General features: G+C 49.0%; 20 protein-coding genes. 9 read left to right on the forward strand and 11 right to left on the reverse strand.

Annotation, left to right across the window (positions count from 1 at the left end):
- Positions 1 to 67 precede the first annotated feature (67 nt).
- Positions 68 to 997 carry a tRNA 2-thiocytidine(32) synthetase TtcA gene (ttcA, locus tag BZG75_RS01925; protein ID WP_077460520.1) on the forward strand — a complete coding sequence of 310 codons (930 nt, stop codon included), beginning with the start codon at positions 68 to 70 and terminating at the stop codon, positions 995 to 997.
- A 121-nt stretch (positions 998 to 1,118) separates the two neighbouring features.
- Here the strand turns inward: ttcA and BZG75_RS01930 are convergent, their stop codons facing one another.
- Both BZG75_RS01930 and BZG75_RS01935 read right to left on the reverse strand, forming a co-directional pair.
- The gene (locus tag BZG75_RS01930; protein WP_077460519.1) at positions 1,119 to 1,769 is read right to left on the reverse strand and encodes a DUF2987 domain-containing protein; all 651 of its coding nucleotides are present in this window, start codon (positions 1,767 to 1,769) and stop codon (positions 1,119 to 1,121) included.
- A 29-nt stretch (positions 1,770 to 1,798) separates the two neighbouring features.
- A complete protein-coding gene (locus tag BZG75_RS01935; RefSeq protein WP_021023198.1) occupies positions 1,799 to 2,623 on the reverse strand; it encodes a membrane protein in 825 nt (274 codons plus the stop codon).
- A 272-nt stretch (positions 2,624 to 2,895) separates the two neighbouring features.
- On the opposite strand from BZG75_RS01935, the gene potA reads away from it, so the two are divergent.
- From potA to BZG75_RS01955, 4 genes are all read left to right on the forward strand, one after another.
- Positions 2,896 to 4,011 (forward strand): spermidine/putrescine ABC transporter ATP-binding protein PotA, encoded by a 1,116-nt coding sequence (gene potA, locus BZG75_RS01940; RefSeq protein WP_025744391.1) that lies wholly within the window; start codon positions 2,896 to 2,898, stop codon positions 4,009 to 4,011.
- Entirely contained in the window at positions 3,998 to 4,852 is an 855-nt protein-coding gene (gene potB / locus BZG75_RS01945; RefSeq protein WP_077460518.1) for a spermidine/putrescine ABC transporter permease PotB, read from the forward strand. The genes potA and potB overlap by 14 nt, the downstream gene beginning before the upstream one ends.
- On the forward strand, positions 4,849 to 5,619 hold the full coding sequence (gene potC / locus BZG75_RS01950; RefSeq protein WP_077460517.1) for a spermidine/putrescine ABC transporter permease PotC: 771 nt from the start codon (positions 4,849 to 4,851) through the stop codon (positions 5,617 to 5,619). Before potB ends, potC begins: the two co-directional genes overlap by 4 nt.
- 62 nt (positions 5,620 to 5,681) lie before the next feature.
- Positions 5,682 to 6,725 (forward strand): extracellular solute-binding protein, encoded by a 1,044-nt coding sequence (locus tag BZG75_RS01955; RefSeq protein WP_077576007.1) that lies wholly within the window; start codon positions 5,682 to 5,684, stop codon positions 6,723 to 6,725.
- Between the two features lie 45 nt (positions 6,726 to 6,770).
- Here BZG75_RS01955 and cobB read toward each other — a convergent pair whose 3' ends face one another.
- Positions 6,771 to 7,487, reverse strand: coding sequence for a Sir2 family NAD+-dependent deacetylase (cobB, locus tag BZG75_RS01960; protein ID WP_077576008.1), 717 nt, complete (start codon positions 7,485 to 7,487; stop codon positions 6,771 to 6,773).
- 191 nt (positions 7,488 to 7,678) lie between these two features.
- Between cobB and BZG75_RS01965 the strand changes: the two genes are divergently transcribed.
- Complete coding sequence (locus tag BZG75_RS01965) at positions 7,679 to 8,386, forward strand: DUF3581 family protein (RefSeq protein WP_077576087.1); 708 nt, start codon at positions 7,679 to 7,681, stop codon at positions 8,384 to 8,386.
- 105 nt (positions 8,387 to 8,491) lie between these two features.
- Here BZG75_RS01965 and BZG75_RS01970 read toward each other — a convergent pair whose 3' ends face one another.
- Positions 8,492 to 9,394 carry a LysR family transcriptional regulator gene (locus BZG75_RS01970; RefSeq protein WP_077460515.1) on the reverse strand — a complete coding sequence of 301 codons (903 nt, stop codon included), beginning with the start codon at positions 9,392 to 9,394 and terminating at the stop codon, positions 8,492 to 8,494.
- 178 nt (positions 9,395 to 9,572) lie between these two features.
- Here BZG75_RS01970 and BZG75_RS01975 point away from each other — a divergent pair, with 178 nt between their 5' ends.
- Positions 9,573 to 11,264: an L-lactate permease gene (locus BZG75_RS01975; protein WP_077576009.1), complete on the forward strand. Its 1,692-nt coding sequence runs from the start codon at positions 9,573 to 9,575 to the stop codon at positions 11,262 to 11,264.
- A gap of 99 nt (positions 11,265 to 11,363) precedes the next feature.
- The gene (gene dld / locus BZG75_RS01980) at positions 11,364 to 13,175 is read left to right on the forward strand and encodes a D-lactate dehydrogenase (RefSeq protein ID WP_077576010.1); all 1,812 of its coding nucleotides are present in this window, start codon (positions 11,364 to 11,366) and stop codon (positions 13,173 to 13,175) included.
- 30 nt (positions 13,176 to 13,205) lie between these two features.
- On the opposite strand, the gene BZG75_RS01985 is transcribed toward dld, so the two are convergent.
- The 3 genes from BZG75_RS01985 to hrpA all read right to left on the reverse strand — a co-directional run bounded on the left by BZG75_RS01985 (position 13,206) and on the right by hrpA (position 18,860).
- Positions 13,206 to 14,057 (reverse strand): DNA ligase, encoded by an 852-nt coding sequence (locus tag BZG75_RS01985; protein WP_158009950.1) that lies wholly within the window; start codon positions 14,055 to 14,057, stop codon positions 13,206 to 13,208.
- A 149-nt stretch (positions 14,058 to 14,206) separates the two neighbouring features.
- Entirely contained in the window at positions 14,207 to 14,842 is a 636-nt protein-coding gene (locus tag BZG75_RS01990) for a murein L,D-transpeptidase catalytic domain family protein (protein ID WP_077576012.1), read from the reverse strand.
- 181 nt (positions 14,843 to 15,023) lie between these two features.
- Positions 15,024 to 18,860: an ATP-dependent RNA helicase HrpA gene (hrpA, locus tag BZG75_RS01995; RefSeq protein WP_077576088.1), complete on the reverse strand. Its 3,837-nt coding sequence runs from the start codon at positions 18,858 to 18,860 to the stop codon at positions 15,024 to 15,026.
- 228 nt (positions 18,861 to 19,088) lie between these two features.
- Here hrpA and BZG75_RS02000 point away from each other — a divergent pair, with 228 nt between their 5' ends.
- Positions 19,089 to 19,553 carry a tellurite resistance TerB family protein gene (locus BZG75_RS02000; protein WP_077576013.1) on the forward strand — a complete coding sequence of 155 codons (465 nt, stop codon included), beginning with the start codon at positions 19,089 to 19,091 and terminating at the stop codon, positions 19,551 to 19,553.
- A gap of 13 nt (positions 19,554 to 19,566) precedes the next feature.
- Here BZG75_RS02000 and BZG75_RS02005 read toward each other — a convergent pair whose 3' ends face one another.
- The 4 genes from BZG75_RS02005 to ihfA form a co-directional block, all read right to left on the reverse strand.
- Positions 19,567 to 20,370 carry an ATP-binding cassette domain-containing protein gene (locus BZG75_RS02005; protein ID WP_077576014.1) on the reverse strand — a complete coding sequence of 268 codons (804 nt, stop codon included), beginning with the start codon at positions 20,368 to 20,370 and terminating at the stop codon, positions 19,567 to 19,569.
- Complete coding sequence (btuC, locus tag BZG75_RS02010) at positions 20,370 to 21,353, reverse strand: vitamin B12 ABC transporter permease BtuC (protein ID WP_077460661.1); 984 nt, start codon at positions 21,351 to 21,353, stop codon at positions 20,370 to 20,372. Before btuC ends, BZG75_RS02005 begins: the two co-directional genes overlap by 1 nt.
- 104 nt (positions 21,354 to 21,457) lie before the next feature.
- Positions 21,458 to 22,489 carry a succinylglutamate desuccinylase gene (locus BZG75_RS02015; RefSeq protein ID WP_077460509.1) on the reverse strand — a complete coding sequence of 344 codons (1,032 nt, stop codon included), beginning with the start codon at positions 22,487 to 22,489 and terminating at the stop codon, positions 21,458 to 21,460.
- A gap of 170 nt (positions 22,490 to 22,659) precedes the next feature.
- Positions 22,660 to 22,956 (reverse strand): integration host factor subunit alpha, encoded by a 297-nt coding sequence (ihfA, locus tag BZG75_RS02020; RefSeq protein WP_077460508.1) that lies wholly within the window; start codon positions 22,954 to 22,956, stop codon positions 22,660 to 22,662.
- Between the last annotated feature and the right edge of the window lie 261 nt (positions 22,957 to 23,217).

Genomic DNA, 23,217 nt, shown 5'->3' on the forward strand with positions numbered 1-23,217 from the left:
CATACCCGCCATTCATGCACACTGGCAGCTTAATGCGTTTAGACTGCCTGACAACGCGATAGTACTTATGAGCACGCAAGAGCTGAGCAAAGCACAAAAATACGGGTTTAATAAACTGCAAAAGCGCATTCGCCGGAATACAGGCCAAGCCATTGCAGATTTTAATATGATTGAAGATGGCGACCGCATTATGGTTTGCCTTTCAGGCGGGAAAGACAGCTACACCCTGCTTGATATGTTGCAAAGTCTGCAAAAAAGCGCCCCTGTCTCGTTCGAGTTAATCGCCGTTAACTTGGATCAAAAACAGCCCGGCTTCCCTGAGCACATTCTCCCCGAGTATTTAGACGAATTAGGGGTCGAATATAAGATTATCGAAGAAGATACCTACTCGATTGTTAAAGAAAAAGTGCCAGAAGGAAAAACCACGTGCTCACTGTGCTCGCGTCTGCGTCGTGGCATTCTATACCGTACGGCGAAAGAGTTAGGCGCTACCAAAATAGCGCTTGGACACCATCGTGATGATATTCTGGAAACGTTGTTTTTAAATATGTTTTACGGTGGCAAACTAAAAGGCATGCCGCCCAAGCTCGTCTCCGATAATGGCGAACACGTTGTGATTCGTCCATTGGCCTATTGTCGCGAAAAAGATATAGAACGTTATTCAGAGCAGAAAGCGTTCCCTATCATTCCTTGTAACCTGTGCGGATCTCAGCCTAACTTGCAACGCCAAGTGATTAAAGAGATGTTACAGGGCTGGGACAAACGTTACCCGGGACGCATTGAAACCATGTTCCGCGCGATGCAAAACGTGGTGCCCTCACACCTTGCCGATGCGACATTATTCGACTTTAAATCAGTCGCAGCAGGCATGGCTTATGAAGGTGATGGCGATACCGCATTTGACAAGGAAAGCTTTACTGACCCGGCGCCTGACTCAGAAGCGGTCGTTGAAGTAGACCCTGAATTATCTCTCGATATTGTCAATCTCAAGGCATAAGATCACAGTTTGATCACTGAATCACAAAAGCGCTCACTGGTCTAGTGAGCGCTTTTTTCTTTCCCTGATCGTTCGAATTTAACCGCTCTTAGCGTTAACAACCTCTAAGATCAGCAAGCAGTTAACCGTTTTTCGGGAGCCAAGGCGATACTTTAATGGGCGCCTCAGGCAGAGTTAATTTAACCTCTTGCCCAAGGCCGCTAGCATCAATGATAGCTTGATGATCATCAATGGTATAATCCTGCCCTTCACTGCTGGTTATTTTCCCTGTCGCCGAGGGCGAAAAATGGATCACCACCCCCTGCGTTTTAGGCATAAACCAAGAGGCAAACATCCCACCCAGGTTTTCCATCATGGTGTCCATTTGTGGTAGCCAGTCGCGAACTTGTTGGCTGGTTAGCGTCTTTCCGACCGGCTTATCCACCAACACTTGGAATGAAATATCACAATTTAGCGTTGACGGTGTTTCAACAAAGACATCGGGATTCACTTTACGCAGCTGGTTATCCAACGGCAACGGCAACGCTTGCGAGGCAGGAATGGTAAATTCCTCATAATGCTCTTTTTTTCGCATCCAAGCTCGTGAGATAGGACAAACCTGACCAGAATCCGCTGATACCATAAAGTACGCCACACCGATATCAGGGTGACCCTCTTCGGTATTGTGCTTTAGTTGGGTAAAGAGTTTGCTATAACTAAAACGGTATGTCTCGGCACTTGCAGGGAAACTGATCATCCCCAATAGCGCCAATACACTGATTACTTTTTTCATCGATACTCCACATACGGGCTTAGCGTGGTTCAGGCATCAAATGTATCCTGGCCTGACGAGGGTGATGACGCGTTTGATTTGTCGGGATTATTCTCGCTTTTGGGTGACACGGTCACTTCGACCCCTACGCCAAACATTTCTCGGTAAATCACGCCTTTAACATTGAAAAGGAAGGGTAACGCCCAAACCAATGCAAAGCCAGCCGTGGCAAAAGAAATGAGAAATAGCACACCCACCACCGCATAAATGGTTGCCATCTGAAACAGCTTTTTGTTTACCGCGCGGAAAGACACACTCAAAGCTTTCATGGGTGTGACACGCTTCTCGCAAATTAATAACGGCGCCATGGAAAAAACCATCGCAACATAAAGGCTAAGCAGCGGAAAAATCAAACTCGCGACACTTTGCAGCGTAGCGGACAAGCAAATCACCACAGTGACGGGTAATGCGAAAGCTAACCCTTTTAGCAGATGACGAGGCTTGGAACGAAAGCCGATCGCATGGCTAAGTCCCATCAAACTTGCCCCAGCATATAAAGGTGCAATCAAAACCTCTGACGTGAAGTTAGCTAGCCACACGGAGGAGATCATATCGGTGGTAAGCTCTCGTTGCCCGACAAGCGCCTCAAACAAATGCGAGGGCGCGCCCAGCAACAAAGCAAGCATTAGCATTAGAATACCAATTTGAGTCGCAAATAAGCCCAGCGCCGCGGGTAAGAAAGACCAGAAGTGTTTTAAGGTCTGCGAGAAAGCCTCTTTAATGATCTCAAACGGATCGAGGCGGTAACGGCCATTCAGTGCGGTTTCTATCGACCCGCCCATGTGTATCGCATTATCGTATTCTTGTTGACTCATAATCGTTATCTATCATGACTGATGCACACAGTATATCTGACTGTCGCCCATAGCTAAAAATCATTCTGACGGATCCGGGAAAAATAACCCAAAGTTGTCTGTGTGAGCACTGAAAAGCGTCAAGGATGCTATCCACGCCAGTCATGAAAGGAAATGCATTAAATGGGGAGAAAAATTGCTTTAACTTCGACTTGTGCGCGTCTATTATGCGCCGTCTGTTTTATGGGTACGTATGTACAAGACAATTTGCCAGGTAGAGAGAGAACGAACCATTGAATCACACCCATCTATCTCACAAACCGGTTGTCGAGCTGGCGTCATTAACCAAAAGTTTCGACGGCAAAGAAATTATTTCCCGCTTCAATTTAAGCGTGAATGACGGTGAATTTCTCACCATTCTCGGTCCTTCGGGTTGTGGTAAAACAACCGTATTACGCTTAATTGCGGGGCTTGAGGACGCTGACAGCGGCCAGGTTATCATTGACGGTCAAGATGTCACCGATTTGCCTGCCGAACAACGCAACGTCAACACTGTGTTTCAAAGCTATGCCTTATTTCCCCACATGAGTGTGTTTGAAAACGTGGCATTTGGCTTACGTATGCAAGGTGTGAACCGCAATGAGATCGAACCACGTGTGATGGAAGCACTGCGCATGGTGCAGCTGGACCACTATGCCTCACGCAAGCCCCACCAGTTGTCAGGCGGTCAGCAGCAGCGTATTGCGATTGCGCGTGCTGTGGTGAATAAACCAAGCGTCTTACTGCTCGACGAATCGCTCTCTGCACTCGATTATAAACTGCGTAAGCAAATGCAAATGGAGCTCAAGCAGCTTCAGCGTAAACTCGGCATTACGTTTATCTTTGTCACCCATGATCAAGAAGAAGCGTTGTCGATGTCTGACCGTATACTGGTCATGCGTGAAGGCGAAATCGAACAAGACGGCTCACCACGTGAGATCTATGAAGAGCCAAAGAACTTGTTTGTCGCCCGGTTTATTGGCGAAATCAATGTCTTTGATGCCACCGTGATCAAACGCATCGATGAAAACCGCATTTGGGCCAGTATTGAATCCCGTGAGTGCGAGGTATTCTGCAAGCTTGATGTGAAGCCTGACGATAAGGTCAAGGTATTGCTGCGCCCTGAAGACATTCGCCTACAAGAAATTAGCGATGATGCGGAGCCTAACGGTATTGTCGGCTACGTACGCGAGCGTAACTATAAAGGCATGACCCTGGATTCAGTACTCGAGCTTCCGTCAGGGCAAACCGTGATGGTCAGTGAGTTTTTTAATGAAGACGATCCAGATGTTGATCACTCTCTGAATCAAAAAGTCACCTTGACCTGGGTAGAGAGCTGGGAGGTGGTATTGGCCGATGAAAAAGCTTAATCTTCAAACAGCCATTATTGGTTTGGTGGTCGGCTGGTTGTTGGTATTTGTTTTTTTGCCCAACCTAATGATCATCGTCACCAGTTTTTTAACCCGCGATGACGCCAATCTTATCGAGATGACGTTCACGCTGAGTAACTACGCAAAACTTCTCGATCCTCTCTACGCTAAAGTGGTGTGGCATTCCTTCTACATGGCAGCGTTAGCGACGCTGATTTGTCTGCTTATCGGCTACCCGTTTGCCTTTATTGTTGCCAAGATGCCCAAAAAAATGCGTCCAATGATGCTCTTTTTAGTCATTGTGCCATTTTGGACTAACTCATTAATCCGCACATATGGCCTCAAAATCTTTCTGGGCACGAGAGGGTTACTCAATGAAAGCCTAATGTGGCTTGGGATCATTGAGCGCCCTATCCGTATTATGTACACCGAATATGCGGTCATGATCGGTCTCGTTTATATCTTGCTGCCGTTTATGATTCTGCCGTTGTACTCCAGCATTGAAAAACTTGATAACAGCTACTTAGAGGCGGCACGCGATCTGGGCGCCAACAAGTTACAATGCTTCTTGCGCGTGATCTTACCACTTACTACGCCAGGCATTATTGCCGGTAGTTTACTGGTGATTCTTCCAGCCCTCGGCATGTTCTACGTCTCTGACTTATTAGGTGGGGCGAAAAACCTATTGATCGGTAACGTGATTAAGAGCCAAATCCTCAATGTTCGCGATTGGCCATTTGGTTCCGCGGCCAGTATTTCTCTGACGGTGCTCATGGGGCTGCTGCTATTTGCCTATTGGCGTGTGGGGAAATGGATGAATCGTAAGGAGGCATTATCATGAATCGCTTTGTTAAAGGCAGTTTCCTCTCTTTGGTTTATGCTTTTTTATATATCCCAATTCTGATTTTGATCGTCAATTCGTTCAACGCGAGCAAGTTTGGGATGAGTTGGAAAGGCTTTACTTGGCAATGGTATGAGGAACTTGTAAATAATCATAGCCTGATGCAAGCCGCGGGGAACTCACTGACCATTGCTATTTTTTCTGCTAGTGCGGCCGCTATTATAGGTAGCTTAACCGCGGTAGCACTGTTTCGTTATCGCTTTCGCGGCAAGCAGTTTGTCAATGGTATGCTGTTCGTGGTGATGATGTCGCCCGATATCGTGATGGCTATCTCGCTGTTGGCGCTCTTTATCTTAATGGGCGCACAATTAGGATTTTTGACCTTGCTGCTGTCACACATTACTTTTTGCCTGCCGTTTGTAGTAGTAACGGTTTACAGCCGCTTAAATGGTTTTGATGTCAAAATGCTTGAAGCCGCACGTGACTTAGGCGCGAGCGAATGGGTTATTTTGACCAAAATCATCCTACCGCTTGCCGCTCCCGCGGTTGCAGCGGGCTGGTTACTAAGCTTCACCTTGTCACTGGATGATGTCATCGTCAGCTCTTTTGTCACCGGGCCAGGTTATGAAATCTTGCCGCTCAAAGTTTACTCCATGGTAAAAGTCGGCGTGTCGCCAGAAATTAACGCCCTTGCCACCATTATGCTGATTGTGTCACTCGTACTGGTCATGTGCTCACAATGGCTAGCCAAAGATCGACTAAAATAATCCATTCCCCAGGGCAGTTGACAGGTCAGCCGCCCTCCTTTTTGTGTTACGAGGAGCTCACCATGGTTAAATGGTCCCCCTTTTTTGCGCTTACCCTGTTCGGTGCATTACTCACGTCTACCGCGACCGCCGCGAACAATGATGTTTTGTATTTCTACAATTGGTCTGAATATATCCCTAATTCGGTTATTGAAGATTTCACCGATGAAACGGGTATTGAGGTGATGTACTCCACCTATGAGTCAAACGAGACCATGTATGCCAAACTGAAAACGCATCCTGAGGGCTATGATCTTGTGGTGCCGTCAACTTACTATGTCGCTAAAATGCGTCAGCAAGGCATGCTACAAAAAATCGACAAATCGCAACTCCAGCATTTTTCAGGTCTGGATCCGGTTAACTTGAACAAACCTTTTGATCCTAACAATGATTATTCTGTGCCCTATATTTGGGGAGCGACAGGTATCGGCGTTAACACCGACTTTATGGACAAAGCCGATGTCTCGAGCTGGGCTGATTTATGGGATCCCAAATGGCAAGGCCAACTGTTGATGATGGATGATGCCAGAGAGCTATTTCATATTGCCCTGCGAAAACTCGGTTACTCTGCCAACACCACAGATCCGAAAGAAATAAAAGCGGCCTATCAGTCACTTAAAACGTTGATGCCAAATGTATTGCTCTTTAATTCTGATTTTCCGGCTAACCCGTTTTTAGCGGGCGAAGTCACCCTAGGCATGCTTTGGAATGGCAGTGCCTACATGGCGCGTCAAGAAGGCGCATCGATCGACATGGTGTGGCCAGAAGAAGGCGCAATTTTTTGGATGGATAGCCTCGCGATTCCAGCGGATGCTAAAAACGTCGATGCCGCGCATAAAATGATCGATTTTCTCTTACGTCCGGAAAACGCCGCTAAGCTTGCCCTGCAGATAGGTTATCCAACGCCAGTGAAAGCCGCCTATCCGTTATTGCCTGCCGCGTTTAAAAATAACCCGCAAATTTATCCACCACAGTCGGTGATGGCTGCCGGCGAATGGCAAAACGATGTAGGTGACGCCAACCGACTTTATGAAGATTATTTTCAACGCTTAAAAGCCGGTATGTGATCCCGCTTGCTGTACTAGACTGTCAGGGGCAAAGACGCCCCTGATTTATCGCTCAAGCGCCAGTATCTCATCCACCAGCTCAGGCACTAAGGTGCTTGCTTTGCCGTAGCGCCGTTCATCAAACTCGCTCTCAACCGCACTGGGTTCGAGGTTGATTTCAATTGTATGCGCGCCATGCATTGCCGCTTCATGCACAAAGCCCGCCGCGGGATACACTGCCCCCGATGTCCCTATAGAGATAAACAAATCCGCTTTATTTAACGCCTCATGGATTTTCCCCATGCCCCATGGCATTTCACCAAACCAAACAACATGAGGCCGCAAAGGTGCAGGCATTTGACAACAGTGACAGTGGTCAGAAACCGAAATATCACCTTTCCAATCAATGGTTTGCTGAGAGTGACTACAGCGTGCCTTTAATAGTTCGCCATGCATATGAATAATATGATGGGTGCCAGCTCGCTCATGGAGATCGTCAATATTTTGTGTCACCACCAGCACAGAGGCATGGGTTGATTTTTCCAAGTAAGCCAAGGCGTTATGGGCAAGGTTTGGGCTCACTCCCGACTGTAATTGTCGACGGCGATCATTATAAAACTGCTGCACTAATGTTGGATTGCGCTCAAACCCCTCAGGCGTTGCAACATCTTCAATGTGGTGTTCTTCCCACAAGCCATCTTGATCACGGAATGTTTTTATCCCTGATTCCGCTGATATGCCAGCGCCGGTTAAAATTACGATGTGTTGATAAGGGAATGTCATACGCGCCTATCCTTGATAATTCATTAACCTACGCCATTTATACCACTCTCGCCTTTACCATTGAAGCATTGTGGTTTTAGACCTTAGTCGTTGACATAACTCACAAATAAGCGATGTAACGACTGGCTAGACCAATGCTTGGTACTGCTTGGGTTACAATGGCCGCTTATTTCTCGTATCTGTTACTCACTATGAATTTAGAACATTATTATTCTGAGCAAGATGGAAAACTGATTTTTACTCGCCAACAAGCGAGTGACTTTGCGAAACGCGTTGCCGGTGACTTTAACCCCATTCATGATACCGATGCGTCACGATTTTGTGTGCCGGGGGATCTGCTCCTTTCTATTTTGCTCGCAAAAACGGGGATCAGTGAGGAAATTGAAATTCAGTTTAATGGCATGATCAGTGCCAACACCCCTTTAACTATCGTTGAAACAGATGAGGAAGTCACTGTCGTCGACGATGATCTAAAGCGCTACCTAACAATGACTCGACGCGGCGCGGTGCGTCATGATCAGGCATTGGCGACCGAAATAGCTACTCATTATGTTCAGTTTTCTGGCAAGAACTTTCCCCACATCATGGTGCCACTGATGCGTGAGCAACAGATGATGATAAACACCGATCGCCCATTGGTGATGTATGAAAAAATGAGCCTAGCATTCGACGATTTATCGATTGCCTCTGCGCAAGTCGAGCTCTCCGATTCAGCAATGCATGTCAGCGGAAAACGAGGAAAAGTCGAGCTCGCCTTCGATTTTATCGTTAACGGCCAACGAGTCGGTCACGGATGCAAGACCATGGTAGCCAGTGGATTACGCCCCTATTGCGAAGCGGCAATTCAAGACCTGGTTGAGCGATTTAATCAGCGAAAAGATGCTTACAGCACCACATAGCCCCGTGACTTTCTAGTGTCCTACGGCCCTGAAGTATCGCTAATCAGGGCCACTCACAGTGATGAAATCGCCCAGTGAATACTGATTCCCTAGAAGCCGTGCCAACTAGAAGCAGTGCTGAATGGCCAAATACTTATTGCGAATATGCTCAATCAATAAGCGTACCTTTTTCGGCGGTTGACGTGTAAACGGATAAACCGCGTAAATCCCAAGTTTTTTCCCCACTTGATCAGGGAAAAGATCAATCAAATCCCCTTCGATTAAATCGTTATACACCAAACAGCGCGGCACATAAGCGATCCCATGACCACTCAACGCTCCCTGGCGCAATGCAATCGGGTTATCCGTAGACAGATTACCTGTCACTTTGATGACTTGATTTTTATCCTCGCCTTTAAACTCCCAATCACTCGCACCTGTGGTCTGATACGCGTATTGCAAGCAGTTATGCTGTTTAAGCTCAATGGGGTGCTGAGGCCTGCCGTGGCGAGCAATATAGCCTGGTGCTGCACATACGACCCACTGAGAATCGAGAATATGGCGAGCGATAAGACTCGAGTCTTCCAAGTACCCTGTACGGATCACTAAATCGAAGCCTTCATCAATCAAATCGACGAAGCGGTTGTTCAAAGACATATCAATATTCAAGCCGGGATATTGACCACAAAACTCAGCGACCGCTTCGGCTAACAATAACTCACCCGAGATTGTCGGGACGGATATCTTTATCTGCCCAGTAATCGCTTCTCCAAGTCCTGCAACAGCATCAAATGCTTCATCAGCGGCCTGCTTCACAGTTTTTGCACCTTGGTACAAGGTACGCCCTGCATCAGTAAGGGTCAGTTTGCGCGTTGTACGGTACAAAAGCTGCACGCCTAAGCCTTCTTCAAGCTTTTTAACACGTTTGCTAACTACGGAATTTGTCAGGGAATTTATTTCCGCGACCTTACTAAAAGAGCCATACTCAACAACTTGAGCAAAAAGAACGAGATCATCTGTTTTAGGCATATTGTGTCAGTAATGGAAGTAATTATTTTCATTATTTCCATATATCAGAGAAATGTAAACGCGTAATGTCACACCTTGTTAACATTACGTCACCGAGCTGTCAGCAAAATAACAACACATGAGTGACGCCACTTTTTTACGTGATTTAACGGAAGAGACGCCTAACTAAGGAATACTTATGACAGATACCCTCTACGCCCTCGTTGCGTTCTCACCCATTGTGGTGGCTGCTATTTTACTGGTGGGGTTAAACTGGCCTGCCAAAAAGGCGATGCCGGTTGCCTTTATCATGACAGTCTTGATCGCACTATTCCAGTGGCAAATGAGCGCAGCGCGCGTATCGGCCTCTATTGCCCAAGGACTCATTATCACCGCCGCTGTCCTGTGGATCGTGTTTGGTGCCATCCTTTTACTTAACACGTTAAAGCACACAGGCGCGATCACCGTTATTCGAAATGGTTTTACCACCATCTCGGACGACAGGCGAATACAAGCCATTATCATCGCTTGGTGTTTCGGCTCTTTTATTGAGGGAGCATCTGGGTTTGGGACACCTGCTGCAATTGCCGCGCCACTCTTGGTTGCCATCGGTTTCCCTGCGCTTGCAGCGGTAGTGGTCGGCATGATGATCCAGTCAACCCCTGTGTCATTCGGCGCCGTGGGGACCCCCATTATCGTCGGGGTTAATAAAGGATTAGACAGTCATGCTATTGGTCAGACCCTCACCGCCAACGGCAGCGATTGGGCCACCTACTTGCAGGCAATTACCACGCAAGTCTCGTTTATTCATGCGGTGATCGGCACCCTTATGCCGCTGCTCATGGCTATGATGCTGACCCGTTTTTTTGGAAAAAATAAAAGCTGGAAAGAAGGCTTGGCGGTCGCGCCTTTTGCGATTTTTGCTGGTTTAGCCTTTACGGTTCCCTACGCGCTCACCGGCTGGCTGCTCGGCCCGGAGTTTCCATCACTACTCGGCGGGCTCGTCGGTATTGTGCTGGTCACGATAGCCGCGCGGAAAGGATTTCTTGCTCCCAAGACGCAGTGGGACTTTGATGATGAATCCACGTGGCCGACACATTGGCTAGGGTCATTAAAAATGGACCTTAAAATCCAAGATAAACCCATGAGCATAGCAATGGCTTGGACGCCCTATATACTATTAGCTGTCTTCTTAGTGATTAGCCGTGTCAGCCCAACCGTTAAAACCGCACTCACGGATGTGAGCTTAAGTTTCACCACTCTGTTTGGTGAAACGGGCATCAATGCCGCCATTCAGCCTTTATATCTCCCTGGAGGCATTCTGGCATTTGTGGCCTTACTCGCCGTCTTATTACAAGCTCGTCAATTGGCCCCACTAATAACAGCTGCACGCGAGTCGAGTAAAACACTGATCGGCGCCGGCTTTGTCTTGGTCTTTACGATTCCAATGGTGCGTATTTTTATTAACTCAGGCGTGAATGGTGCCGAACTCGTCAGTATGCCCGTGATGACCGCACGATTTGCCGCTGATCTGGTCGGCGATGGCTTCCCAGCGCTGAGTGCAACAATTGGCGCATTAGGCGCATTTATTGCCGGTTCAAACACCGTTTCGAACATGATGTTTAGTCAATTTCAGTTTGAAGTCGCACAGACCCTGGGCGCATCGACGGTGGTTGTCATTGCTCTACAGGCTGTTGGCGCGGCCGCTGGCAATATGATTGCAATACACAACGTCGTCGCTGCCTCTGCAACCGTTGGCTTACTTGGGCGAGAAGGCGCGACGCTCAGAAAAACGATTTTACCCACGCTGTATTATTTAGTCGCGGCCGGCATTATTGGCATTATATTGGTGAACATACTGCAATTTGCTGATGTGCTTACTGTAGCGTAATCTCAATCCATCAGGCCGAGCGTCTCTCGGCCTGCCTCACCACAAGCGGGCCAGCTAGGCTGACCCCAGCCTTTGTAAACATGAAGGAAAGGAACGCTTATGAATACCCCATCACGTTTGTCGTCAACCCAGCAGCAAACTTTTCTCTCGACGTTGACGGACATCGTGGGCAAAGACAACCTCCTTACCGATAAAAGCCAAACCCAGCACTATCGCATGGGGTGGCGCTCTGGGGGCGGATCGGCACTGGCCGTGATCTTTCCAACCTCGTTAGTGATGCAATGGCGCGTGCTACAAGCTTGTGTTGCAGCCGATGTGGTCATGATTATGCAAGCGGCTAACACGGGGTTAACCGAGGGCTCTACGCCCAAAGGGGATGACTATGATCGTGATGTCGTTATTATCAACACCACCCGCCTCGACGGATTACAATTGATTGATGATGGCAAGCAAGTGATCAGTTTCCCTGGCACCACACTGCATCACTTAGAGAAAACGTTGCGTCCCCACCATCGAGCGCCTCACTCGGTCATCGGCTCGTCGTGTATTGGTGCCTCAATAGTCGGCGGCGTGGCGAACAACTCAGGGGGAGCGCTAGTGAAGCGTGGTCCAGCTTATACGGAATATTCGCTGTTCGCGCAACTGACTGAACACGGTGAATTAGTACTGGTCAACCATTTAGGTATTGCCCTGGGTGACGACCCAGAAACCATACTCTCTCGCGTTGAAAAAGGGGATTACCGTCGCGAAGACGTTGTGTTTGACGACCGTAAAGCCTCCGCCCATGACTATGAGCACATCTTGCGTGATATCGATGCCGACAGCCCTGCTCGTTATAACGCAGATAAACGTCGCCTGCATGAAGTAAGCGGGTGTGCCGGTAAACTCGCTGTGTTCGCTGTGCGACTAGACACCTATCCTATCCCCGAGCGCGAGCAAGTTTTTTATCTGGGTACCAATGATCCAGGTGTCTTCAATACGCTGCGTCGACGTGTACTGTCTGAATTGTCGCATTTGCCAGAGGTCGGTGAATACATACACCGTGATGCCTTTAATATCGCCGAGCGTTACGGAAAAGACGTGTTTCTCGCGATTGGGCAACTGGGTACCGATTCAATACCCAAGATGTTTGCCTTAAAAGCCCAGATCACCGCCTGGTTAGACAAAGTACCGCTGCTGCCTAAGTCCTTACCCGACAAAGTGATGCAGTATGCCAGTCAATTATTTCCTCAACATTTACCCAAACGCATGTTGGCATTTCGCGATCGATATGAGCATCACTTGATCGTGAAAGCCTCTGACGAGGGCATTAATGAGATATCCGCCTTTTTAAGCCGCTTTTTTGCCGAGCACCCAGACAGTGACTATTTTGCCTGTAATGCGGATGAAGCCAAAAAAGCGATGTTGCATCGTTTTGCCGCCGCCGGTGCAGCGATCCGCTATCACATTATGCACCACCGGGATAGTGAAGACATTTTGGCTCTCGACATTGCACTAAAACGTAATGAAACCGAATGGCAAGAACACTTGCCCGAAGAGATTGAACAAAACATAGTGACAAAGCTCTATTACGGCCATTTCTTCTGTCATGTGTTTCACCAAGACTATGTGATAAAAAAAGGCGCAGACGTGGCAGCAATCAAAGCTAAGATGCTGGCGCAATTAGAAACCCGCGGCGCGAAATATCCGGCAGAACATAATGTGGGGCACCTTTATGCGGCAGAGCCCGATTTAGCCAACTTTTATCATCAACTTGATCCAACCAACAGCTTCAACCCTGGGATCGGAAAAACCGGCAAGAAAAAGTACAGCACCGATTGCCAATGTCTTGACCATCAATTGCGGCACCCAACCTCGGATACCGCGACCAAGACAGCAACGTCCGGCTCATCGACGACCGCATCTCACTAACCGCCGAACAACAAGCGAGTCAAGTCGCGCCTAGAGCGCGACTTTTTCTCGTATAAAACGGGCAAAACGTGGGATCCCTTTATCCGTCACGCCGTTGTAACGTACGACAATGGTCTGCCCCTGCTCGGGCGGGCGTTGACGCTGTTGATCGGTAAAACCAGAGCCAACGTTAAACACAGTGCCATCCGCCATCTGCACTTGGAGTGATCCCATCATTCCGCTCAAACGTCCCTGCCCCGGATTCATTCCCACCACAGACACATCGACTTCTTGGTACGCCTTAAGCTTGACCAAGCTATCAACGCGCGCGCCAAGGTATAAACTCTCTGGATGATGCAGCATCAGCCCTTCGCCACCCGCGTCGGTGATTTGAGCCAAGCGATCGGCCAGCGCTTGGTCATTGGCCACCGGCTGCTGCTCAACCCACTGGATCACGTCGCCTCCTTGCTCGGCCAGGCGTTTTAATGCCAGATAGCGCTCAGCGAAGGGGCCAGGATGCTGTGGAAGATCGAACACGTAAAAACCAATACGTTGCCAATCACTGTCATTTGGCGTCTTATCAAGCACCGTTCGCAATACGGTTTGAAATTCACCGCGCCCAGCCCATAACTCCCCATCAAGGGGCACATTAGGCAAGGCTGCTAGAAACGATTGCGGTGCATGAATGGGATTCCCCTGGCGCGTCAACAATTCCGTGCCGGTCCAGTAGGCCCGAATGCCGTCTAGCTTCTCACTCGCCCAAAAGCCTTGATAGCTTTGTGACGCTAACTGCCCATCCACGCCGTGCATCAATGCCGGTGCCGATGGAGCACTCAATGATATGGCCGGGGATAGCACACAAGCAGAAAGCAAACCAATACTGAGCCGGTTAATATATCGCATCATTGTCCTCCTTATCGCATAAGGCTAAAGGCTAACCAGAATCTAAGCCTAAGCGGTAAAAGGAAGATGATTTTGGCAGTAAGCTAGCAACAGTTATTGTTCGGTAGTGAGGTTTGCAATACATCGTGATAACTGACTCGCGGGCTTTTTTATGCCTGGTGGGAAAAGGCATAGATGAAGGTGCCATTTTTGATCACATCAATCACACGAGATGATAAATCAGTGGGTAATGCCGGGCACCCCCAGCTTCGTCCAAGACGACCGCTTTGCTCAATCATGGCGGGATTGGCATAGTCAGCACCGTGAATCACAATTGCCCGTTCACGCGCCTTATCATTCAAACCTTCAGAGAGGCCATCTAAGCGTAGCGAATAGCCGTGTTTGCCGTGATACGTTTCCGCAGCACGATAAATGCCGAGGGATGTTTGTCGCGAATTGACGCGATTAGAAAACGTCTTGGCATACAGATTCCCACTGTTCTTGCCATGCGAGACGTACGAACGAAAAAGGACATTACGCGTTTTAACATTAATCACCCAAAAGCGTTTCTCGGTCGACGGCTTACCATAATCAATTAACGTCATCACAGGTTTGGCACTGTGATGCTGGGAAAAGTGACGGTAGGCATCGGCAAAAGCGTGATAAGACACCTCTCCTTCAAGGTGAAGGGATTGATATAGCCCACTGACGTCATCTTTAAAGCTGGCCAATACGGGATGAGAGATGCTCAACGTAAGTAAGCCCAACAGCCCAAGTCCCCAATAGGGAAGAATGAATCGCATCATGATGTGCTCCTTGTTTTGCCACTGCAATACAGGCTATCTAGTTAGCGTGCCTGTATTGACAAAAACAAAAACCGTGCCATAAAGACACGGTTTCATTAGCTATTGATAGTTAAGTAATTTAATCAGCTCACCGCAGACCGACGTACACGCGCAAGTCGACGGTGGCAGAAGGTTGCCACAATTAAAGCGCAGCCATTGCGTTTTTGATCCGCTTATCAGACACCGGGGACGGGGTACCCAATTGCTGAGCAAAGTAACTCACGCGTAGCTCTTCAATCATCCAACGAATCGCCTTCACCTCATCAGGCACCGGCTTTCCTTTTGGCAGCTTGTTATACAGCGTTTTATAGTCGTTCATGACCGACTCTATCTTGAGCATATGGTTACGATCGCGCGTCGGATCGACGGGTAATTTTTCTAGTCGACGTTCTATCGCCTTCATATAGCGCAAAATATCCGGCAGCCGCTCCCAACCACAGTCGGTGGCAAACCCTTTGTATATCAAGCCTTCCAATTGCGCTTTAATATCAGACATAGCAAATGCCATCGACAAATCTACTTTGCCTTTCAGTTTTTTGTTGATAGTAAACGCATGCGTCAGGATTTGCTCAACGTGCTGAGCAATGTCGACCACTGTATCACCTAGCTCTGCACGCACGGTTTCTTTTAACGACTCAAACTCGGCCTCTTCCCAAGTAAGGCCGCCGTGCTGAGCAATTAATTTATCGACGCCACAAGCAATACAATCATCGATTAAATCCAGCACACGCCCATAGGGGTTAAAGTACAGTCCCAGCTTTGATTTGTTGGGTAAATGTGCATGAAGATATTTAATCGGCGATGGCACATTGAGTAAAATCAACCGGCGCTGTCCGGCCTGCATCGCTTTTAGTTGCTGATCTTCCGTTTCAAATAAGCGAATCGCGACGCTGTCTTTTTCATCCACCAGCGCCGGGTAAGCCTTGACTTCAAAGCCATGTTTTTTTTGCTGATAACGCGATGGCAAACGGCCAAAGTGCCATTGCGTAATCCCTTGCTGCTCAATGTCATCATCTGCCACGTCCGACAAGGTGGCCTGAACCTGATCTTTGAGTGACACTTTAAGCGCGTTCAGATCTTCGCTTTCCGCGAGGGTTCGATTTTTATCATCGACGACGCGGAACTGCATCCGCAAATGCTCTGGCAGTTGGCTGAAGTTCCAGCTTTCACGCGCAATCGTCACCCCTGACATCTGCTTAAGGGCTTTTTCCATACTATCTAGCAAAGGCGCCTCTAGTGGCGTCACGCGCTGTAAGATTGCATCGGCATAGTTGGGTGCCGGGACAAAGTTACGACGTAACGGCTTAGGCAAGGATTTGATCAATGCGACAATCAGCTCATGACGCAGACCCGGCACATGCCAATCAAAGCCCTCTTCAGATACCTGGTTGAGAATCGGTAACGGAATATGCACCGTGACCCCATCATGATCTTGCCCGGGTTCAAACTGATAACTGAGCTTGAGTTTGACGTTATCTTGATACCAAACGTTGGGATAGTCTAACTCGGTGACATGGCTCGCATCACCTTGCAGCAGCATGGCTTTTTCGAAATTCAGTAAATCGGGATCGTCCTGACGGGCTTTTTTCCACCAGCTATCAAAGTGGCGACCACTGACCACGCTGTGATCGAGACGCTGATCATAAAAATCAAACAAGGTGTCATCGTCTGCCAAAATATCGCGGCGACGCGATTTAAGCTCTAGCTCTTCTACCTCTGCAAGCAGCTTTTGATTTTGACGGAAAAAGGCGTGCTTAGTCTGCCAGTCGCCTTCAACCAGCGCCGAGCGAATAAATAGTTCGCGGCTGAGCACAGGATCAATCGGGCCATAGTTTACTTTGCGGCTGGCAATAATCGGGATCCCGTATAAGGTCACTTTTTCGCTTGCCATGACAGCCGCCTGCTTCCGAGACCAATGCGGCTCACTGTAGGTGCGCTTAATCAGATGCTGCGCCAAGGGTTCGACCCACTCGGGTTGGATCCGCGCGGCAATTCGCCCCCATAATTTGGAGGTTTCGACCAGCTCGGCCACCATCACCCATTTAGGCTGTTTTTTAAATAAGCCCGATCCAGGAAAAATATGGAAACGTGCATTGCGGGCACCTTGGTAATCGTTCTTCTCTTGGTCTTTTAAACCAATATGACTCAACATGCCGGCGAGTAAAGCCATATGCACAGCCTGATAGTTTGCCGGCTCTTGGTTAAATGCGCTGTTTTGCTCTTTCATTACCTGGGTAATTTGGTAGTGGACATCTTGCCACTCTCGTACACGCGGGTAGTTGAGGTAGTCTGTTTTACACTGCTTGCGGAACTGGTTATTCGACAGCAATTGTTGCTGCTCTTTCACGTAGCCCCACAGATTGACATACGCTAAAAAGTCGGATTCTTTATCGGCAAACCGGCGGTGCTGCTCATCGGCTTGTTGCTGTTTGTCCGCCGGACGCTCACGCGGATCTTGAATCGCCAGCGCGGCAGCAATCACCATCACTTCATTGAGTGCCCCATACTTAGGCGCTTCAATCACCATGCGCGCTAAACGCGGATCAATCGGAAGCTTGGCCAGGGTTTTGCCCACTCCCGTCAGCTGACGCTTGGAGGCCACTTGTCCGGATTTAATTGCCCCCAGCTCTTCGAGTAAGCGCACACCGTCTTTAATGTGACGGCTATCAGGTGGCTGAACAAACGGAAAGGCTTGAATATCACCCAGACCAAGCGCCGTCATTTGCAAAATCACCGACGCCAGATTGGTTCGAAGAATTTCCGGATCGGTAAACTCAGGTCGACCTAAAAAATCGTCTTCGCTATAAAGGCGAATACAAATCCCTTCTGACACACGCCCGCAACGGCCCTTACGCTGGTTGGCACTGGCTTGCGAAATTGGCTCAATGGGCAACCGCTGTACCTTGGTGCGGTAGCTATAGCGTGAAATGCGCGCCGTACCCGGATCAATCACATACTTGATCCCCGGGACCGTCAACGAGGTTTCTGCGACGTTGGTGGCCAGTACAATCCGTCGCCCAGAATGAGATTGAAAAACACGATTTTGTTCGCCGGCAGAAAGCCGAGCATAGAGCGGTAAAATCTCGGTATCCCGTAACTGGCGACGTTGCAAGTGATCGGCCGTGTCACGAATTTCTCGCTCACCATTCATAAAGATCAGAATGTCGCCTGGCCCTTCGGTGCAAAGCTCATCGACGGCTTCGCTAATCGCTTCAAGCTGATCGCGGTCGCTTTCATCGTCTTCAGCCAACGGACGATAGCGCACGTCAACCGGATAAGTGCGGCCAGACACCTCAATCATGGGGGCATTGTTGAAATGCTTAGAAAAACGTTCTGGGTCGATGGTCGCCGAGGTGATGATGACTTTTAAGTCGGGACGCTTTGGCAGCAACTCGCGCAAATAGCCGAGAATAAAGTCGATATTGAGGCTACGTTCGTGCGCTTCATCGATGATGATGCAGTCATACTGATTGAGATAACGATCATGCTGAATTTCTGCCAACAAGATCCCGTCAGTCATCAGCTTTACTTGAGTCGCATCTGACACCTTGTCGTTAAAACGCACTTTATAGCCGATACTACGGCCAAGCTCGACATCAAGCTCATCGGCAATGCGAGAAGCAACAGAGCGCGCCGCCAAGCGACGTGGCTGCGTATGACCAATGGTCCCTGCAACACCCAGCCCTAATTCCATACAAATCTTGGGTAGCTGAGTGGTTTTACCCGATCCCGTTTCACCGGCAATAATCACTACCTGATGGTTGGCAATAGCCTCGGCAATATCGTCTTTTTTCTGACTAACGGGCAATGCCTCAGGATAACTAATGGTGGGCGTGCTCGTTTGTCGTGATAAAAGGCGCTGCATGCTTTGCGCCATATCCGCGGCGATTTGATCGTAAACGGCCTGTTTGGCATCGTTTTTATTGATTTTCTGCGCACCGTGAATGCGTTTTTTAAAGCGAAAACGGTCTTGCAGCATACAATCGTTTAAGGCTGCAAATAGCGTGTCTGGCGTGTTGTGATGACGTGAACTCAAGGCGATTCCTGCTTACTGCTTAATCTTTTAAGGCGTTTATCAGTGTCACAGCCGATAAATAAGGTTGATTGGTGTCGCATCCTATCACAAAGTAAAAAGAATCAAACCTGCATAGGATTCGCGCCGTATTCTATGACAGACCGAAATGACTTCGCAGTAGGGAGAAGCGCCATGCTTAAACAGCTATTTAGTAAATTAGAATCTGCCTTTGCGGCCGATCTGGGGCAACAGGGCGATCAGGCAGGCTTATCACGGCATCAAGCGATGGCTGGCCTGCTCAGTGAAGTCGCCATGGCGGATCATGATATTGATGAAAGGGAGAAGGAGACCAAGAAAGCACGGATCTGCCAACTGTTATCGCTTGAGGCCACGCAAGCTGAATCGTTACTTGAGCAAGCACGACAACACAGTGAGCATGCAACGTCACTCTATGAATATACCGATAAATTACGTGATCTCGACCCGCACACACGGATTTTGCTTATCGAAGCTATGTGGTCGGTGGCTTACGCTGATGAAAACATCGACCCCTTAGAGGAAGCCGTGATTCGAAAAACGGCCGAGCTACTTTATGTCGATCATGCTGACTTTATTCGCGCCAAATTAACGGTTATCGACAACGATGAACGTGACTAGCAACGCGTGGTAGTTAACTCGTTCGCGCACGCATAATCACGGGGCCATTTACCGTGGAGACTTGCTCAAGCGGGGTCGCAAAAACCTCTGAAAGTTGGCGATCGGTTAACACCTGCCCAGGGCGCCCAGTGGCAACAAGGCGTCCCTGGTTAAGCAATAATACCTTACCGGCATGTACCAATGTCCGGTTGAGATCGTGATTCGCCATCACAATCGCAATGCCATAAGTCGCTGCCATCATGCTAATTTCTTGGTAGATGATTTCTTGTTGTGCTACATCAAGCCCAGTTGCCGGTTCATCCAGTAATAGCAGACACGCATGAGGGTTAAGTGACGGCAACACTTGCAACAAAGCGCCGGCGAGACGAACACGTTGCCACTCTCCTCCGGACAAGCTATCAATGCGCCGATGGAGTTTATCGGAAACAGCTAAACGCGAGGCGATATGATTCACCGCCTCATCACGTGCGCTGCCAGCCATTCGCTGTAAGCTTTGTCCTTGTAAGCTTGGTCTTGGTAAGCTATCAAGCACCAGATTAAGGTATTCAAACACCCCCATGACGAACGCCGGACGTTGATGCTGCATCAGGTAGCCGCGCCACTGCGCCAATGTTTGCCGGGTTTGACCGCCGAGACGTTGGCTATTGATCGCGATGTGGCCAGCCTCTGGCATCTCTAATCCCGAGAGAAGCTGTAACAAGGTACTTTTGCCACTGCCATTAGGCCCAATTAAATGCACCACCTGCCCGGCTTCAACGGATAGGGAAAGGGGGAAAAGCCGCGGCGGCAAACTCACATCTTGCGCATGAACCACCATTACCCCGCCCTCACTAACATCCAAATAAACAAAGGTGCACCAATCACACTGGTTACCACGCCGACAGGTAACTCCGCCGAGGGAATAATAAGCCGTCCAATGGTATCCGCACAGACGAGCAATAATGCGCCGGCAAGCGCCGACATTGGCAACAAGTAGCTATTACGGCTGCCCAACCATAAGCGCAAATAATGCGGCACAATTAGACCAATAAAGCCGATCACACCGGCCGTCGCAACCGATACCCCAACCAGTATGCTCACGAGCACAATCAACTGCCAACGCAGCCGATGAGTATCAAGTCCCAATTGCTGTGCTTGTTGGTCGCCAAGCATGAGTTGATCGAGTTTTTGCCCGTAGCGCCATAATAGCGCAATACAAGGTAAGGTTATCGACAATATCGCAACATGCTCTAAACGCATGCCCGATAGGGATCCCATTAACCAAACCATTAATTGGCGTAGGTTAAAGTCGGTGCTGAAATAAAATGCCAATGTCACTCCCGAGCCGGCTAAGATGCTCAGGGCAACCCCCACCAATAAAATTCGGGACGTGGCTAATGCCCGGCGTGCCAACATCACCAATATTAAGGTAAAGGCACTGGCGCCTAGCATCGCAGCAATCGCCATATGCGAGCTCGATGCCCACGTAGGCGCAAGCAGTAATAGTAAGACGACCGCAATGCTCGCCCCACCGGAGATCCCAAGCACACCCGGCTCAGCCAAAGGATTACCCAGCAATACTTGCAAGCTGGCTCCCGCCATCGCCAGCGACGCTCCTATCAATAATGCAGCTAACACCCGAGGCAAACGCAGCTGGATCAGCAGTTGTTGCGCCAATGGCGAATCGGGCGCGAGCGGATTAATCCAGAGCTCTCCCACACTCAGCGCCGCGCCACTGGCTAACAACAAAAGACAGGAAAAAATACATAACGCGCGCCGCCAACGGATATGTTGGCGGGCGGTGAGTGATGACACTTGCATGGGTCGTTCGACCATCTATTCAGCACATAATAATGCAATGTACTTTACCGACTGAATCAACGGTTGAAAAGCGCTAACGCCCAGCGTGTGGCAAGAGTACGCAATTACGCTGATGTTGTATTCACATACAAGGGCTGGTCGGCATCAGGGCGAAAAGGCGTGGCTAATAATCCAGCACGATGGCCAACCGGCACATTCGCATTGGGGAAGATCACGACCTCACCGTCTTGCTCAGCATGAATGCTCATACATTCATCCGTGGCCAAGCATTCACCTTGCTGAAACGGCGTAAAGTTCTTCGCCGAGGATGAAAACGTCAGCGCAAACTGCTCGGTGTGTTTCGTCAACGTGCGTGTTACTCGATAAAAACGCATGGGTGTCAGTGTCGAGGGCAACGCAGTCTCGCTAAGGAGCGTGCGTAATGTCTGATTAAGCGGTGCATACTCACGCATGTCGTTCTCATACAGTGGCGCAACACGCCCCATTTCTAAGGTCGCCGCCAAGGCATCATGATGGTTGGCGCTGTACCAGCTGAATGTGGGGGATGGCGATTGTGACAGAACACTCGCATCCATTTGCGCATCGTTGAGCAAGGCCGCCAGTGGGCGTACATCCGTCGCTTTAGACGTCTTGGGGATCACGCCAAACATATAGTGGAAAGAGTCGCGAATAGCGCTGTGTAAATCCAAGTGCCAACGCTGCATTGACGCGGGCTGCGCCGCAAAAAAGTCACTGACTGCTTGCTGTAGCTGGTTGGCCAAGTGGTGTTCTTCGTTTTTTTCTTGATTCCAGCCACCAAAAAGACGGTTCAAGTTATCTTCAATAAACCGGGTATGGGCTTTAATGGCTTCTGCATGACCAATAATGAGCAGTAACGGCACCGTCGGAATCAATGCGCCACTGAGAATATCGGCCAGCAACCCGTCAATCAGCTCAATCGGTGCGGTTTCATCGCCATGGATCCCCGCAGATAAGACCACGCAACGCGATACCGTGGGGTTGTCAGGTTGGATGCGCACCACACCGGGCATGTGGTGTGTGAAGGTCAGAGACGACTGATGCCATTGGTCGGCTTGGAACGCGTGAGGCGCGGTCAGGGCGGCATCAATAAAGGCGCCTGGGCGTGCTGTCAGCATAATGCTTCCTTTTATTACAACTAGACAACAAAACGTTACAACGAGATAACCAATAACCCCAGTGTTTTATCCTGACAATGTGATCATGTATAGACAAATTAAAAAGCCGTGAACCAAAGGCACACGGCTTTCTATTGTGGTGCTATCACCACCGACAAGTTGATGTAGGCTTACTTTTCAACTTCTGCATTTTCAACTCGTGCTTTAAGTTTTTGGCCGGGTCGAAAAGTGACAACACGACGCGCCGTGATCGGAATATCTTCCCCTGTTTTAGGGTTTCGACCGGGGCGTTGATTCTTGTCTCGCAAATCAAAATTACCAAAACCGGACAGTTTGACTTGCTCGCCACTTTCAAGCGCTTTTCGTACTTCTTCAAAAAACACTTCGACTGTATCCTTGGCGTCCCGTTTGCTAATCCCGATATTTTCAAACAGGTTCTCAGCCAAATCGGCTTTCGTGAGCGCCATAGGTTTTCCCTCAAGAATTGTTTAACATATTGGCAATACCGCAGTATCGACACCGCCATTCTACACGTGGTCTACGCGTCTTTAGCCCTTGTATTTTAGGAACATTCGAAAACCACTTAAAAACAAGTGTATGCCAACTGGCTGATTTGCGCCAACTTTTTTACATGAAAAAAAATAGCGCCATGTCCAAAAAATTGACCTTTTAAACCAATACCTTACACGTTTATCTGCCGGTACGTCTATAAATGGACAACCTCTGTG

The sequence above is a fragment of the Salinivibrio sp. AR640 genome, assembly GCF_001995405.1.
Classification (GTDB): domain Bacteria; phylum Pseudomonadota; class Gammaproteobacteria; order Enterobacterales; family Vibrionaceae; genus Salinivibrio; species Salinivibrio costicola.

Bases quoted from the DNA above. Each gene is read 5' to 3' on its own strand.
- ttcA (WP_077460520.1), top strand. From the start codon at position 68: ATGAGCACGCAAGAGCTGAGCAAAGCACAAAAATACGGGTTTAATAAA.
- BZG75_RS01930 (WP_077460519.1), bottom strand. From the start codon at position 1,769: ATGAAAAAAGTAATCAGTGTATTGGCGCTATTGGGGATGATCAGTTTC.
- BZG75_RS01935 (WP_021023198.1), bottom strand. From the start codon at position 2,623: ATGAGTCAACAAGAATACGATAATGCGATACACATGGGCGGGTCGATA.
- potB (WP_077460518.1), top strand. From the start codon at position 3,998: ATGAAAAAGCTTAATCTTCAAACAGCCATTATTGGTTTGGTGGTCGGC.
- potC (WP_077460517.1), top strand. From the start codon at position 4,849: ATGAATCGCTTTGTTAAAGGCAGTTTCCTCTCTTTGGTTTATGCTTTT.
- BZG75_RS01955 (WP_077576007.1), top strand. From the start codon at position 5,682: ATGGTTAAATGGTCCCCCTTTTTTGCGCTTACCCTGTTCGGTGCATTA.
- cobB (WP_077576008.1), bottom strand. From the start codon at position 7,487: ATGACATTCCCTTATCAACACATCGTAATTTTAACCGGCGCTGGCATA.
- BZG75_RS01965 (WP_077576087.1), top strand. From the start codon at position 7,679: ATGAATTTAGAACATTATTATTCTGAGCAAGATGGAAAACTGATTTTT.
- BZG75_RS01970 (WP_077460515.1), bottom strand. From the start codon at position 9,394: ATGCCTAAAACAGATGATCTCGTTCTTTTTGCTCAAGTTGTTGAGTAT.
- BZG75_RS01975 (WP_077576009.1), top strand. From the start codon at position 9,573: ATGACAGATACCCTCTACGCCCTCGTTGCGTTCTCACCCATTGTGGTG.
- dld (WP_077576010.1), top strand. From the start codon at position 11,364: ATGAATACCCCATCACGTTTGTCGTCAACCCAGCAGCAAACTTTTCTC.
- BZG75_RS01985 (WP_158009950.1), bottom strand. From the start codon at position 14,057: ATGCGATATATTAACCGGCTCAGTATTGGTTTGCTTTCTGCTTGTGTG.
- BZG75_RS01990 (WP_077576012.1), bottom strand. From the start codon at position 14,842: ATGATGCGATTCATTCTTCCCTATTGGGGACTTGGGCTGTTGGGCTTA.
- hrpA (WP_077576088.1), bottom strand. From the start codon at position 18,860: ATGCTGCAAGACCGTTTTCGCTTTAAAAAACGCATTCACGGTGCGCAG.
- BZG75_RS02000 (WP_077576013.1), top strand. From the start codon at position 19,089: ATGCTTAAACAGCTATTTAGTAAATTAGAATCTGCCTTTGCGGCCGAT.
- BZG75_RS02005 (WP_077576014.1), bottom strand. From the start codon at position 20,370: ATGGTGGTTCATGCGCAAGATGTGAGTTTGCCGCCGCGGCTTTTCCCC.
- btuC (WP_077460661.1), bottom strand. From the start codon at position 21,353: ATGCAAGTGTCATCACTCACCGCCCGCCAACATATCCGTTGGCGGCGC.
- BZG75_RS02015 (WP_077460509.1), bottom strand. From the start codon at position 22,489: ATGCTGACAGCACGCCCAGGCGCCTTTATTGATGCCGCCCTGACCGCG.
- ihfA (WP_077460508.1), bottom strand. From the start codon at position 22,956: ATGGCGCTCACGAAAGCCGATTTGGCTGAGAACCTGTTTGAAAATATC.